10 protein-coding genes and 1 tRNA gene are annotated in these 13,433 nt (G+C 38.6%); 7 read left to right on the forward strand and 4 right to left on the reverse strand.

Translation table 11 applies throughout. The annotated features are described in order from the left end of the window. The first annotated feature begins 197 nt into the window (after window positions 1-197). Window positions 198-1,064, forward strand: coding sequence for a GldM family protein (locus R3E32_18755; GenBank protein ID MEZ4886776.1), 867 nt, complete (start codon window positions 198-200; stop codon window positions 1,062-1,064). A 6-nt stretch (window positions 1,065-1,070) separates the two neighbouring features. On the opposite strand, the gene R3E32_18760 is transcribed toward R3E32_18755, so the two are convergent. Next, window positions 1,071-3,866, reverse strand: a complete 2,796-nt coding sequence (locus R3E32_18760) for a COR domain-containing protein (protein MEZ4886777.1) — start codon at window positions 3,864-3,866, stop codon at window positions 1,071-1,073. 86 nt (window positions 3,867-3,952) lie between these two features. On the opposite strand from R3E32_18760, the gene R3E32_18765 reads away from it, so the two are divergent. Together R3E32_18765 and R3E32_18770 are read left to right on the forward strand one after the other, a co-directional pair. Next, window positions 3,953-4,462: an O-acetyl-ADP-ribose deacetylase gene (locus R3E32_18765; protein MEZ4886778.1), complete on the forward strand. Its 510-nt coding sequence runs from the start codon at window positions 3,953-3,955 to the stop codon at window positions 4,460-4,462. 80 nt (window positions 4,463-4,542) lie between these two features. Continuing rightward, window positions 4,543-5,199: a peptidylprolyl isomerase gene (locus tag R3E32_18770; GenBank protein ID MEZ4886779.1), complete on the forward strand. Its 657-nt coding sequence runs from the start codon at window positions 4,543-4,545 to the stop codon at window positions 5,197-5,199. Here the strand turns inward: R3E32_18770 and R3E32_18775 are convergent. Together R3E32_18775 and R3E32_18780 are read right to left on the reverse strand one after the other, a co-directional pair. Then, the gene (locus tag R3E32_18775) at window positions 5,183-5,815 is read right to left on the reverse strand and encodes a hypothetical protein (GenBank protein MEZ4886780.1); all 633 of its coding nucleotides are present in this window, start codon (window positions 5,813-5,815) and stop codon (window positions 5,183-5,185) included. The two genes, R3E32_18770 and R3E32_18775, sit on opposite strands and share 17 nt — an antisense overlap. A 35-nt stretch (window positions 5,816-5,850) precedes the next feature. Further along, on the reverse strand, window positions 5,851-6,432 hold the full coding sequence (locus R3E32_18780) for a sigma-70 family RNA polymerase sigma factor (protein ID MEZ4886781.1): 582 nt from the start codon (window positions 6,430-6,432) through the stop codon (window positions 5,851-5,853). 262 nt (window positions 6,433-6,694) lie between these two features. On the opposite strand from R3E32_18780, the gene R3E32_18785 reads away from it, so the two are divergent. Beyond that, window positions 6,695-8,218 carry an amino acid--tRNA ligase-related protein gene (locus R3E32_18785; GenBank protein ID MEZ4886782.1) on the forward strand — a complete coding sequence of 508 codons (1,524 nt, stop codon included), beginning with the start codon at window positions 6,695-6,697 and terminating at the stop codon, window positions 8,216-8,218. 119 nt (window positions 8,219-8,337) lie between these two features. Next, window positions 8,338-8,409: transfer RNA gene (locus R3E32_18790), tRNA-Arg, on the forward strand. A gap of 169 nt (window positions 8,410-8,578) precedes the next feature. Here R3E32_18790 and R3E32_18795 read toward each other — a convergent pair. After that, a complete protein-coding gene (locus tag R3E32_18795) occupies window positions 8,579-9,262 on the reverse strand; it encodes a TerB family tellurite resistance protein (protein ID MEZ4886783.1) in 684 nt (227 codons plus the stop codon). A gap of 443 nt (window positions 9,263-9,705) precedes the next feature. Here R3E32_18795 and R3E32_18800 point away from each other — a divergent pair, with 443 nt between their 5' ends. Continuing rightward, window positions 9,706-12,192: a T9SS type A sorting domain-containing protein gene (locus R3E32_18800; protein MEZ4886784.1), complete on the forward strand. Its 2,487-nt coding sequence runs from the start codon at window positions 9,706-9,708 to the stop codon at window positions 12,190-12,192. A 105-nt stretch (window positions 12,193-12,297) separates the two neighbouring features. Beyond that, on the forward strand, window positions 12,298-13,308 hold the full coding sequence (locus tag R3E32_18805) for a hypothetical protein (GenBank protein MEZ4886785.1): 1,011 nt from the start codon (window positions 12,298-12,300) through the stop codon (window positions 13,306-13,308). The last annotated feature ends 125 nt before the right edge of the window (window positions 13,309-13,433 follow it).

A 13,433-nucleotide genomic window follows, 5' to 3' on the forward strand; every position in this document is an offset into this window, starting at 1 on the left:
TGTGTGCAATTATTTTCCTCTTGAAAAACATTTGTTATAATCAAAATATAGGACTCTTTTTCAAAACATTTGTTTATGAGTGTTTTAAGCATAAAATAATAAATCATTAAATATTTTCAATAATTTATTATTCACTGATTATCGAGCCGAACAAGTCTAATAATCCAGTAGATGACTTACTGTGGACAATTAAAAATGTGGGAGGCGAAGAAGGCATTTTACAAGCCAACCAAGACACCCCATTGGAGGTTGCCATTGCAGAAGTAGATCCGAGTACGATTCGCCTCGAAGTCACAGGAGAAGGCAATACTGTATCCCCCATTGACCCCAGCAAAGGCAAGTTCAATGTCAATGTGCGTTCGGGAAATAGAGTCACTGTAACGGTTCGAGCGAAAGTAGGTGGTCGCCCACAAATTATTGGTACAAAAGATTTTGTGGTCAAAGGAAATCCCAATAGCAAATATACTCCCACAGAAGAAGAAACTACTAACAATGCTTCAAAAGTAGAAAAATCGGAAGCCATTTTGTATGTAGGTGTGGATTATCCCTTCAATATTGACGATCCAAATGTTGATCCCAAGAACCTGCAATTCAAGGGCGAAAATGTGCGAATTACGGGCAACAATGGCGAATATGTGATGAAAGTAACCCAAGCGGGGGAAGTGAAAGTCGAAATTTTTGACAGAAGCAATGGTACACCGCAACTGATTGAAACCACTATTTATCAAGCCGAAGAACTCCCTGCTCCTATCGCTATGATTGACGGCAAAACAGGGGGCGAAATCACCATGGCAAAAATGCGGGATACCAAAAACTTGGAATTTGGCTACAATGATTTGGATGTCAAAGTTAATTTCCAACTCATACGCTGCAAAGTAACCCGCTATCCAGCCGATGCACCTCCTGAATCCCAAATCAATGGCGGCAATGTGTTCAGCACTTCTACACGCCGCTTGTTTTTGGAAGCACAAGTGGGTGATTTGTACCGCATTACTGATATTAAGGTAAAAACTCCGAACAATAAATTTTTGGAGGTAAAACCGATTAGTTTTGAAGTGAAATAAGGTTTTTTAAATCGTTGTCAAATATATCTGCCAAGCCAGTACGAAAAGTAATAGGACAATGGCAAGAATAAACAATACCATTTGCCAATCAGCAGTCTTTTGGGTTCCTGTTTCAATTTCGCTTCCTGATTCTTGTTCAACTGGTTTGGGGGCTTCAATTTGAGAAGAATCCACAGTTGAAGCAGGTTCGATTTCGCTGTATAAATCTACTATTTGCCCTTCAAGGTACTTGCTCAGCTTGTTTTTACGCTCTGTTTTCACCACCTGATGAATCAGTGATTCCACCTCTACATTCTTGATGTAGTTGTTTGAACACTTGATGTATTTTTCTCGCTGTTCGTGGTACATTTGCAGTTCGCTGAACTGGAAAAAATTCGGTTCTTTGCTATCTGCACATTCGGCGCAATTGCAGGAAATCCACTCACTCACACTCAGGTTATTCACATCCGCATGAATTTCTTCAATCGTCTGGCGAATCATTCGAAGCATTTCTTTCTTAAAACTACCTTCAAGTGTGATGTGAATTTTGCGGTCAAAATATTGTTCTCGCACCAATGCCCTTGTGTCTTTGTAGTCCAACAATACACCATATCGCCAGTTCGTTCCTTCGTGAATAAACGGATGTAACTTGACAATCAACCTCGTCAGCATCCCTTTGGGCATGAATGGATAGCGGTATTCAAAGTGAAAATTGTTGAGATGAGTGCGCCATTCGTAAGGAATTTCATCCACATTCAAAAGCTGAGGCGCAAGGTAATGACCAGGTCGCAGTTCAAAACAAAGTTCAAACTTGTGATTTTTCATGAGTGATAGTAACTCTTGCTTGTTGTCACCATACTCTTCATCTCGCCAAATATGGCTCAAATCGCTGTCTGTAAAATGTCCATATTTTTCTTTAATGCGCTGGTTGTCCAGTACATTATACACTCCTTTTGTCACCCAATCATGGTTTAGGAAAATGCGGCTTTTCAGTTCTTCATCATCTTTGAAGTGAAGAATGACCCCTAAATCATGGAAAAATTCGCTGAGGAACAAAGCACTTGTTTCATTCAAATGGTGCTTTTGACAAAGCTCCAAATACTCTTCAAAACCAATGTAATTTTTGCCTTCTTCCTTCAATTGCTCCAACTTTTTACGAATATCCACCCATACTTTGGGTAGTGGCGTACCAATGTGCGGCAACAATTGACGATTTTGAAGTAGCTCTTTTATCTTGTCTTTTAGTGCTTCAATTGTATCTCTATAGTCTGGTTTGCAGCTAATTCGCTCTAGACTGACAATGTTCTGAAAATGTTTCCTGTACTCATTTATCGGTAGTTCTTTGGTAGGCTGATCGCACTTATTAAGTACCATCAACACAGGACTATCTCCTCCTAAAAGGCTGATAATGTTGAGCCAATAATAAAAATCTTCGTGTTTGTCTTCTTTTCGTGGTTCGGTGACGAGTAGATAAATGGCACGTTTGGTAAGGAAAAATTGGTGGGTTGCATGGTAAATTTCCTGTCCTCCAAAGTCCCATATATTCAGCCTGAAATCTTTTTGTAAACTCAATTCTTCTTTCGGAATAATCCAAGCTTTCACATCTATTCCTTCGGTGCTTTGTTCATCCTGCAATTGATAATCTTTGTGAGTCAGCGATTTAGACAAAGATGTTTTGCCAACTCGCCCCTCACCTACCAAGAGCAATTTCATTTCATACAGAAAATCTTTTTCCTCAGCTTTTGCCAACGCTTTGAAGTAGTTGCGAATAGAAATAATGCCTCTATTGGCAATTTCAAGTGGAGGTGAATCAATTGGATTGTCTTTGAGGTATAGATATTGCAGACTCTGAATGTTGGCAATTTCTGGCGAAATATCCCGCAATCTATTTCCACTCAAATCCAACAGTTCTAATTTTTGAAGGTTGGCTACTTCTGCCAACAAAACACGAATTTCGTTTTTGCCTAAATCTAAGTATTCCAATTCCTTCAAATTACCTATTCCACTCGGTAGCCCTACAATTTGATTGCTGCGTACATCCAACAATTGCAGCTTCTCCAATCCTGAAAAAGTTTCGGGTAAAGTTGTCAATTGATTGTTGCTGAGGTACAATCGCTGCAATTCTTTTAGCTCGGCAAAAGAATCTGGTAAAGACTTCAACTGATTGCCTCCCAAATACAATCGCTGCAAAGATGTCAATTGAGCAAAATCTTCGGGCAGTTCTTTGAGTAAATTGTCGCCCAAACCCAATCGCTGCAAAGCGGGTAAAGCACATAATTCATTTCCAATTCTCCCCAATCGGTTTCCCTTCAAATCCAAACGTTGTAGGTTTCGCAGTTGGGAAAAATGCTCGGGTAGTTGTGTCAAATGATTACTACTCAACCCTAAGCGTTGCAGGTTTTGCAGTTGACAAAAACTTTCAGGTAATTCATTCAGTTGGTTGTTGCTCAAATCCAATCGCTGCAATCGCTGTAAGTTTCCTATTTCTTTTGGGAGATTTTCGAGTTCGTTTTTGCTCACATCCAGCAGTTCCAGTTGTTTCAAAAAACCTATTGCAGGAGGCAACGCTTCTAATGTATTGCTGCTTAAATCAAGGAGTTGCAGATTTTGGAGCAGTCCGATTTCACTCGGAATGTGACTGATTTGATTCCTATCTCGTTTTGTATATGCCGACCAATGCCCCAGTTTTAATTCTGTTAAATGAGTTAATTCAAATACGTTATCCGGTATTTTGGTTAATCCGAGGTTGGTAAGGTCTAAAGTGCGAAGTTGTTGGCTCCGTGCTTCTTCAATTCGTTGTATGACCAGCTCTTGCAAATCCATTTGTATATTGTTTTATCCGCTATTTCCGTTATCTTAGAGCAATTATTGAACCGATTTTCTAAACAAAGATAGACCTTTTTTAGCTGATGGATAGAATCAAACTTCAACGGGGTGATATTACCAAAATGATGGTGGATGCGGTGGTGAATGCTGCAAATCGTTCTTTGCTGGGCGGTGGCGGTGTAGATGGAGCGATTCACCGAGCAGGTGGACCTGCTATTTTGGAGGAGTGTAAAAAAATTGGCGGCTGCAATACAGGCGATGCCGTTATTACTACGGCGGGTCGGATGCCTGCAAAGTATGTGATTCATACTGTTGGCCCTATTTGGCGTGGTGGCCATCGGGAAGAGGCGGACTTGTTGAAGAATTGTTATTGGAATAGCCTTTCACTTGCCGTGGAAAACGAAGTTGAAACCATTGCATTTCCGAATATCAGCACGGGGGTTTATGGCTATCCGAAAGAAATGGCAGCGAATATTGCAGTAGAAACTACGCAGCGTTTTTTGGAGGAAAAGGGTGAAACATTGAAGGAGGTCATTTTTATTTGTTTTGACGAAGAAAATTGGCAACTTTACGACCGAATTTTGAGTCACTGATTTCGCAAATAGCACAGATAATCGCAGATTAGAGAGATACTTTTTTTAGCTTTACACAAATTTTGAACAGTATCATTATTATGAAACGAACGATTTTTAGTATAGTTTTTTTGTGTGTTTTGATGTTGGGTTCTTGCGGCAATAAAGAACGTATTGTATTGATTAGTACCGATTATGGTGACATGAAAGTGAAATTGTACAACGAAACTCCATTGCATCGGGACAATTTTGTTAAACTTGCCAAAGAAGGTTTCTTTGATGGAACGCTTTTTCATAGAGTGATTAAGGACTTTATGATTCAGGGAGGTGATCCTGATTCCAAAGATGTGGACTCCAATAAAATGTTGGGCGGCGGCGGTCCTGGTTACACGGTGGAAGCAGAGTTTGTTTTTCCGCAGTATTTTCACAAAAAAGGAGCTTTATCGGCTGCTCGTCAAGGAGATAATGTAAACCCTGCGAAAGCTTCTTCTGGCTCACAGTTTTACATTGTTCAAGGCAAACCTGTTTCTGAGGGTGAATTGAAGCAGATGGAGAACAAATTGAAGGTGACATTCACTGATGAGCAAAAAAAGATTTACACAGAAGTAGGTGGCACACCGTTTTTGGACAATAACTACACCGTTTTTGGCGAAGTGATTGAAGGTTTGGAGGTGATTGATAAGATTGCGGCTGTGGCTACCAAAAGAGGTGATAGACCTGTTGAAGATGTGAAAATGACGATTAAAGTGTTGAAATAAGGTCTTTACCTACAAAAAACTCTGAAATAATCATTTCGTCTTCTACCATTAATTTCCAATAATAACGCCCTGGCGGGTAATCTTTTGCAGCAAAGGGAACGATGAATTGAAAAGTGTTCGGGAGAATTTCTTGTGTATAAACTTCCTCACATTGGTTGTTTTCAATGCTCAACTCTAAGGTTTCGTCACTTGCTTCTGTGAGTTCAAACTGCAATCCCTCATCCGTACAATCAATGCCATTTTGAGGTATCATCACTTCAAGACTGCCTGCCCTCGTTGGCATGGCTAAAAGTGGCTGATAGTGAGGTACAGGAGCAAACAGTTCCTTCAATTGCTCAACAGAATACTCTACGTGTTCTTTGATTGATGTTTTGATTTTATCTATTGAAGTAGAAAGGTTATTGGCGTACTTTTTTTGCAGTTTGGCCTCAATGCCTGCAAATTGTTTTCGCAACTGCATTTTTTTCACTTCAATGGCTGTAAACAAAACCTCTCTTTGAAAAGCTTCTTCTTCTTTCCATTCAGCATCCTCTGCAATCCGTAGTTCTACCATTGCCGCTTCCTCTGGTGATAGTCTATGGGTAATAAAATCAGCAATTTTTGTCATCTGTTCCATCTCGTAACTTTTTTTTCATCTCTAAAATTGGAGGTTTAATACAAATCTTCCTTACTATATGTTTCTTTCATAATCGCCCGCATTTTTTTCAAGCAACGCATTTTTTGCATTCTTGCTACCGTATCACTGCTATACCCCATTTGTTCCGCAATTTTTTTAAACTGCAGATTCTCTGTATAGTACAACATGATTAAGTCTTTGCAGGGACTTCCCATATCGTTTAGCACTTCTATTAATATTTTCTGACGCTCCGAAACTTGTAAGTTTACTTGTACCGAAGTCTTATCCACAATTTCGCTTTCTTTGTCCGTTATACTGCTTCGTTCTCGTTGAAATTTTCGGCGATTGTAGAGGATTACATTTCTCCCAATCGCAAACAAATACGTTTTAATACTGCTCGTAAATTTTGTTAATTTTTCTTTTTTCACATTGTTGTAAAGCACCAATACACTTTCTTGATATGCATCCATTGCCTGTTCATCAGTACATTGATACTTATTTTTTATCCATAAAAAAAACTCTTTTCGGTATTTTTCATACAGATGTGAGATAGCCTCTTCATTTCCAGATTTAATTAACTCAAGCCATTCTTCAAGGGTATATTTTTTGCTTCTCATAGTATTGATTGCATTAAGATGGATATCGTAAACATACAAAAAACATTTATTTTCTGTTAGCATAAAGGTAAACCAAAAATAATTCTGTCTTATTGAAGTTTCAAAAATAGACAATCAGTTCACTTTTGATATTGTTTTCAGGTTCACTTTCACCTATAACATGGGAACTACTTTGGCGATAATTTTGTAGCAGTTCTATAACTTTACAAAACAATTGTATATTTGTGGCTTTATTTAATTTGCCTGAAAACGCAGAACTGTTATGGTACAAATCAGCGACTTATCTCAATATGATGAACAGCAAGTTACCCTAAAAGGTTGGGTAGCTACACGACGAACAGGAGGAAAAATTGCATTTATTACTCTTCGTGATGGCTCTGGATATGTAGAGTGTGTGATTAATTTACAGGATGTTTCGGAAGACGATTTTGAAGCTGTCAAAAGAGCTACACAAGAAAGTTCGATTATTCTAACTGGCAAAGTCATAAAAAACGAAAGACAAACAGGAGGTTATGAACTTCAGGTAAGCAAAGTTGAAATTGTCCATCTTGCGGAAGAGTTTCCATTGGGCAAAAAAGAACATGGACCCGACTTCTTGTTGAATCACCGTCATTTGTGGTTGCGCTCCAAAAAACAATGGGCTATTTTGCGTATTCGCAACCGCCTGAAAATGTCCATTCACCAATTTTTTCAGGATAGAGGTTTTATACAAACCGATTCACCTATTCTAACGGGAAATGCAGCAGAAGGAACATCAGATCTTTTTGGGACAGAGTTCTACAAAGAAGGAGTCGAGGCGTATCTTTCTCAATCTGGTCAGTTGTATGCCGAAGCTACTGCAATGGCAATGGGCAAGGTTTATACCTTTGGGCCTTGTTTTAGGGCTGAAAAGTCGGTCACGCCCCGTCACTTATCGGAGTTTTGGATGATAGAACCCGAAATGGCGTTTTATGATTTGGACATGGACATGGATTTGATTGAAGAATTTATTCGTTTCATCATCACCGATGTTTTTGAAAAATGCCAAACCGAATTGCAGGCTTTGGAGCGAGATACTTTCCTTTTTGAACATATTCACAAGCCTTTTCCACGAATCACTTATGAAGAGGCAGTGGACATTATTCGTGGAGAAAAGGATGTGAATGGCAAAAATGCCATTGCTGTACAAGAAGCGGACTTGGCGGAAGTGGAAACAAAATTGACGCAAGCGAAAACTGAAATTGAAGAAACGGAAGCGACACTATCAAAAGGCAATATCAAAAAAGGTCAGCGCAACTATCTGCAAAGTAAAGTGGATAAGTTGAAACAGGAGGTGAAACAATTGGAGGAGAGCGCAAGAAACATTCCGCTTTGGATTGAATCTTCTAAAAACTTTCCTCGTGGCGAAGATTTTGGCGCACCCAATGAGCGTGTATTGACCCGCCTCTACGATACGCCTGTGATGGTTTATAAATGGCCTCGTGCTATCAAGGCGTTCTATATGAAGCGTTATCCTGATGACCCTGAATACATTAAAGGGGTGGATGTATTGGCTCCCGAAGGTTTTGGTGAAGTTGTTGGTGGTTCGGAGCGTGAGGATGATTTGGATGTATTGTTGGCCTCTATCAGGGCGCACAACCTGCCTGAAGATGTTTTTCAGTGGTACACCGATTTACGACGGTATGGTTCTGTTCCTCACTCGGGTTTTGGATTGGGCTTTGAGCGGACGGTGATGTGGATTACTGGCGCACAGCATATTCGTGAGACGATTCCTTTTCCGAGATACTACGGACGTTTGTTTCCTTAGTGTTGTTTGTTTTAATAAAATAGAAAAAAGCAAGTACAGAAAACAACAAACTCAAATCTGCCAGCTATTTTGTAAATTTGAGTTTGTTGTTTTAATTTGCATTTGAATTTTCTTCAATGGGTCCCATAGTTCAAGGGATAGAATAGAAGTTTCCTAAACTTTTGATCCAGGTTCGAGTCCTGGTGGGGCCACTTTTCTTCAACATAACATCTTGCAAATTACACATTTGCAAGATGCTTTTTATTTTAATTGGGTGTCTAAAAAACTCGTTTAAGAACGCTTCAAAAATAATTTTACCAATTTTATTTGATAAGAAACCGATATTGAAGTGCTTTTTTTATTTTAATTTTCATTTACAGCTTATGTCAACTGCTCTTTCTGAATGCTCAACACAGTTGCCAATTCACTCAACATAAGGGCTTCACTGCTATCAATATTTCCATCTGCTTGTGCAATTGCAAATAAATATTTAAAGATCAGTAACTTCCCCTCCTCGTTCAATACATCATTGAGTATCACCGCCAAGTCACGAATAGATGGTACATCTTTCTGTTCGTTCAGCATCATTCTAAATTTGGCTTCATCGAAGTCTTTAAATATTTTTTCACCAATTTCTTCTGCTTGTTTAATCTCCGATTCCTCCACTTTTCCATCTGCCTTAATCATGCTGATAGCCAATGCATAACCAATTTGTGTCAAATTAATGGATTCAAGGTTTTCGGGAATTCCAACTTCCTTCAGTTTTGCTTTCACCTTTTGAGGATTGTACTTCAAAAATGCTGCTTGTATCAAATTATAGACAATCAAGAAAGGATTGATAAGGAAGGCTGTAATGCTAAACCAACCTATCAAGGCAGAAATACCTGCCTCCCCCAACAATTTTTTACGAACACAAGGCACGCAGCCAATAAACGAATTGTGTCCAATCTGATAAGCCAATAAAAAACCACGCACATAAGGAGCTGTTGCAACAGTTTCTAATTTTTCCTTTTGACAATAAGGGCATTTATGTTCGGATTTTGTAGTGTAAGTTTCTTGACTCATAAAAAATATCTTGGTTTACAGTTAAAAAAAAACGAACAAATGTAGTTTTTAAGATAATATTTACAAAATACTGATTGTCATTTTTTTTTACGCTATTTGTAAAAAAAAAGATAGAAAATGCCGCAAGGAAGGAAATATTTGGTTATAACAAAACCATACACTGATGAATTAATATTTTTTAACAAAAATTTAACATAAAAAAGTCTGTTAAAACCTAAAAATTTACAGACTAAGGAAATTTTATAACCGCTAACAATTCACGTGATTGCATATAGATTTTTACTTAAAAAACAGCACATATCTCTCTTTTCAAATTTAATTTTTGTTAAAAAACTGCTCTAAACTCTTTTTAACATTAGGTTACATTTGCAATAGGAGATAAAACAAGCTATTCAGTTATTTGTACTTAATTTTATTTTTAATCAACAAAACCTTCTAATTACATGAAGAAACTTTCTGCCCTTTTATTAGTAATTTGCTGCATGGTATGCAGCAATACTGAATTGTTTTCCCAAACAACTCGTAATTGTGGAACGATGGGTCATCTCGAAATGCTTCAACAAAAGCACCCAGAGATTGTCAAAAACATGCAACAAATCGAAGCCCACACCAACAAAGTACTACAGAATAACAGTAGCGAACAAAAAGTAAATGGTGTCATCAACATTCCCGTAGTCGTTCATGTATTGTACAGAACATCAGCAGAAAACATCAGCAATGCCCAAATCCAATCTCAGATTGATGTATTAAATGAAGATTTTCGTCGTTTGAATTCAGATGCGTCCAATACACCTTCTGACTTTCTGGGAGTTGCTGCAGATTCACAAATCGAATTTTGTTTGGCAACAACAGATCCGAGTGGAAATTCGACCACTGGCATTACTCGCAAATCAACTACCAAAACTACTTGGGGTACCAATGATGCAATGAAAAAAAGTAGCCAAGGCGGTGTAGATCCTTGGAATACTAGTAATTACCTCAATATCTGGGTATGTAATATTGGTGGCGGTATATTGGGTTATGCACAGTTTCCTGGTGGTCCTGCTGCAACAGATGGTGTTGTCTGTTTGACTACTGCATTCGGAACAACAGGGAATGTAAATGCTCCCTTTGATCTTGGTAGAACAACAACTCATGAAGTAGGTCACTGGTTGAATCTTCGCCACATCTGGGGTGATGGTGGTTGTAGTGTAGATGATTTTGTATCAGACACTCCAATTGCAGGTTCAGCTAACTATACAGGCTCACCTTGTAACTATCCTGGCCCTAATACCTGTAATAGTGGTAGTGGTGATCTTCCTGATATGTTCCAAAACTACATGGATTATTCTGACGATGGCTGTATGAATCTTTATACAACTGGTCAAAAAAACCGTATGCGTGCTTTGTTTGAAGTTGGTGGTGCAAGAGTGAGTTTACTTAGCTCAAATGGTTGTGGTACACCTGCTCCTAACCACTGTACAAATGGAACACAAGATAGCGATGAAACAGGCGTTGATTGTGGTGGTGCTGATTGTCCTGCCTGCCCAACAGTTTGTACTGACAATGAAGTGACTTTGACTATTGTACTGGACAATTACCCAGAAGAAACAAGCTGGTCATTGAAAAATGCAAGTGGAACAACAATAGCATCAGGCGGCACTTATGGCAGCTTGGCAGACGGTTCTACAGTTTCTGAAACATTCTGTTTGGCAGATGGTTGCTACGATTTTACCATCAATGATGCGTATGGTGATGGTATCTGTTGCTCTTATGGCAATGGTTCTTATAGCATTAGTGGAACTTCGGTTTCTGGTGGTTCTTTTGGATCTTCTGAAACCACTAATTTCTGCTTGGGTTCTGGTCCTGCGCCAACTTGTAGTGATGGTGTTCAAAATGGCAACGAAACAGGTGTTGATTGTGGTGGTTCTTGTACTGCTTGTCCAACTTGTTCTGATGGTGTTCAAAACGGTAACGAAACAGGTGTTGATTGCGGTGGTTCTTGTACTGCTTGTCCAACTTGTTCTGATGGTGTTCAAAACGGCAACGAAACAGGTGTTGATTGCGGTGGTTCTTGTACTGCTTGTCCAACTTGTTCTGATGGTGTTCAAAACGGTAACGAAACAGGTGTTGATTGTGGCGGTTCTTGCGCTCCTTGCGGCGGAGGAGGTTCTTGTACTTATGGTACTATTGACTTCGATGACTTTGAAGCGGGATGGGGAATCTGGAACGATGGTGGTTCTGACTCTTATCGAGGTGCCAGCAGTTATTCTTATAGTGGCAGCTACAGCATTCGATTGCGAGACAATACCTCTACCTCTGTGATGACAACCGATAATTTGAATTTATCTGCTTACGACGAATTGACCGTTTCCTTTATCTTTCAAGCCGTAAGCATGGAAAGTGGTGAAGATTTCTGGTTGCAGATTTCAACGAATGGTGGCTCTACCTATACAACTGTTGCAGCTTATGCACAAGGAAGTAGCTTCAATAACAATACCTACTATACAGATGATGTGGTTATCTCAGGTCCATTTACTTCTAATACAAGATTGCGTTTCCGTTGTGATGCTTCTGGAAACAATGATTATGTGTATATTGATGATGTATTGATTGAAGGTTGTTCTTCAAGTGGAAGTAGAAATGACGGCAATGCAACTGAATTAGCAGAAAACATTGAAACCATCCAAACGACTGCTGATTTGGCTATGAGATTGTTCCCCAATCCTGCTAAAAATATTTTGAATGTAGCGTTTGACAATGTTTCTAAAGAAGCTATGTATATCACCGTGTACGATTTAACAGGACGAGTGGTATTGCAGCAGGCTGTAAATTCGCCTACTATCAACAACAAAATACAATTGGACATCAGCAAATTGCAGAAAGGTTCTTACCTATTGCAGTTGAACAGTGATACACAAAACACTGTTCAAAAGTTCTTTGTATATTAAACGAAATGTGTAAATAGGTTCTTTTAAACAGCAATTTTTAACATTTAGTGATATAACCTCCTTTTTTCAGCTTGAAAAAGGGAGGTTTTTTAATATTTTTACTACATGAAAAAAATCATTCTTTCTATCTCTTACTGTTTGTTAATAAGTGCTTGTTTTATGATGGGCATCAAAGGCAAAAAAGGCATTGAATATGTATTGCAGTTATCGGATAATGGCAATATCAATCAGTTACAAGAAAAAACCATTGAAATTCTATCTGAAAGATTAACAGGCTATGGTTATGCGGCAAAGCAATTTACCTTCAATTCTGTGCCAAACAATCAATTGAAGGTGGTTATTGAAACCGTAGATGACTCCGAAAGGGTCAAAAAGTTGCTCACCGAGAGAGGGTATTTTTCGATGCAAGAATGTTTTAACAAAGAGGAAATTTTTACCGATAATTCTGCTGAAACAATTGACAAGTTGCTGCAATCCGAATTTCAAAGAAAAGTCGATGCCCTTCAACAAACAGGTGACACACAGGCGGCGGCGGATGTGGAGAAAAACGTTCAAACCTTATTCAGTCGATTGTTTGAGGTGAGTAAGAAGGGTGATTTTGCAGAATTAGGTTTAGCTTCTGCAAAAGATACAGCACAGATAAATCGCTATCTCGTGAACACTCATATCCGAAATTTATTCCCAAATAATGCCACCTTTATATGGAGTCGTTCGCCCAATCAATATTCAGAACATAAAAATCAGTTCACCCTTTACGCTGCAAAAGTGCCTGCTAATGAGGATGAATACTTAAACAACAACGATATTTCGGAAATTCGCTCAGACAAAGACTATAACAATCTTCCTATTGTCAGTTTGGTCTTCAAAGAATCGGGCCACAAAAAATTGGAAAAATTGTCTGATAGGAACATAGACAAAGCTATTTTGATAACTCTTAACAATCAAGTTGTTTCTGCTCCCATTGTTCGAGAAAAATTGACTGGCGGAGCAGCTCAAATAAGTGGCAACTTTACCGAAACTGAAACAATGGATTTGGTGAATATGCTCAGCAAAAAACATTTGCCTGTCGAGATTGAATTGTTGTCGGCGAAGGTGAAGGATGCTAAAGAAAAATAAATGACGAGGTGAACATAATTCTTTTGGTTACGTTTTAATTCAACTTATATACATCTGATAAATATAGTTATTACCTCATTCAAACTCAAAAATGGGGTAAATATATTTTGTTGGATTTATTTATT

This window comes from Chitinophagales bacterium (genome assembly GCA_041392475.1).
GTDB lineage: Bacteria > Bacteroidota > Bacteroidia > Chitinophagales > UBA2359 > JAUHXA01.

Bases quoted from the DNA above. Each gene is read 5' to 3' on its own strand.
- R3E32_18760 (MEZ4886777.1), bottom strand. From the start codon at position 3,866: ATGGATTTGCAAGAGCTGGTCATACAACGAATTGAAGAAGCACGGAGC.
- R3E32_18765 (MEZ4886778.1), top strand. From the start codon at position 3,953: ATGGATAGAATCAAACTTCAACGGGGTGATATTACCAAAATGATGGTG.
- R3E32_18770 (MEZ4886779.1), top strand. From the start codon at position 4,543: ATGAAACGAACGATTTTTAGTATAGTTTTTTTGTGTGTTTTGATGTTG.
- R3E32_18775 (MEZ4886780.1), bottom strand. From the start codon at position 5,815: ATGGAACAGATGACAAAAATTGCTGATTTTATTACCCATAGACTATCA.
- R3E32_18780 (MEZ4886781.1), bottom strand. From the start codon at position 6,432: ATGAGAAGCAAAAAATATACCCTTGAAGAATGGCTTGAGTTAATTAAA.
- R3E32_18785 (MEZ4886782.1), top strand. From the start codon at position 6,695: ATGGTACAAATCAGCGACTTATCTCAATATGATGAACAGCAAGTTACC.
- R3E32_18795 (MEZ4886783.1), bottom strand. From the start codon at position 9,262: ATGAGTCAAGAAACTTACACTACAAAATCCGAACATAAATGCCCTTAT.
- R3E32_18800 (MEZ4886784.1), top strand. From the start codon at position 9,706: ATGAAGAAACTTTCTGCCCTTTTATTAGTAATTTGCTGCATGGTATGC.
- R3E32_18805 (MEZ4886785.1), top strand. From the start codon at position 12,298: ATGAAAAAAATCATTCTTTCTATCTCTTACTGTTTGTTAATAAGTGCT.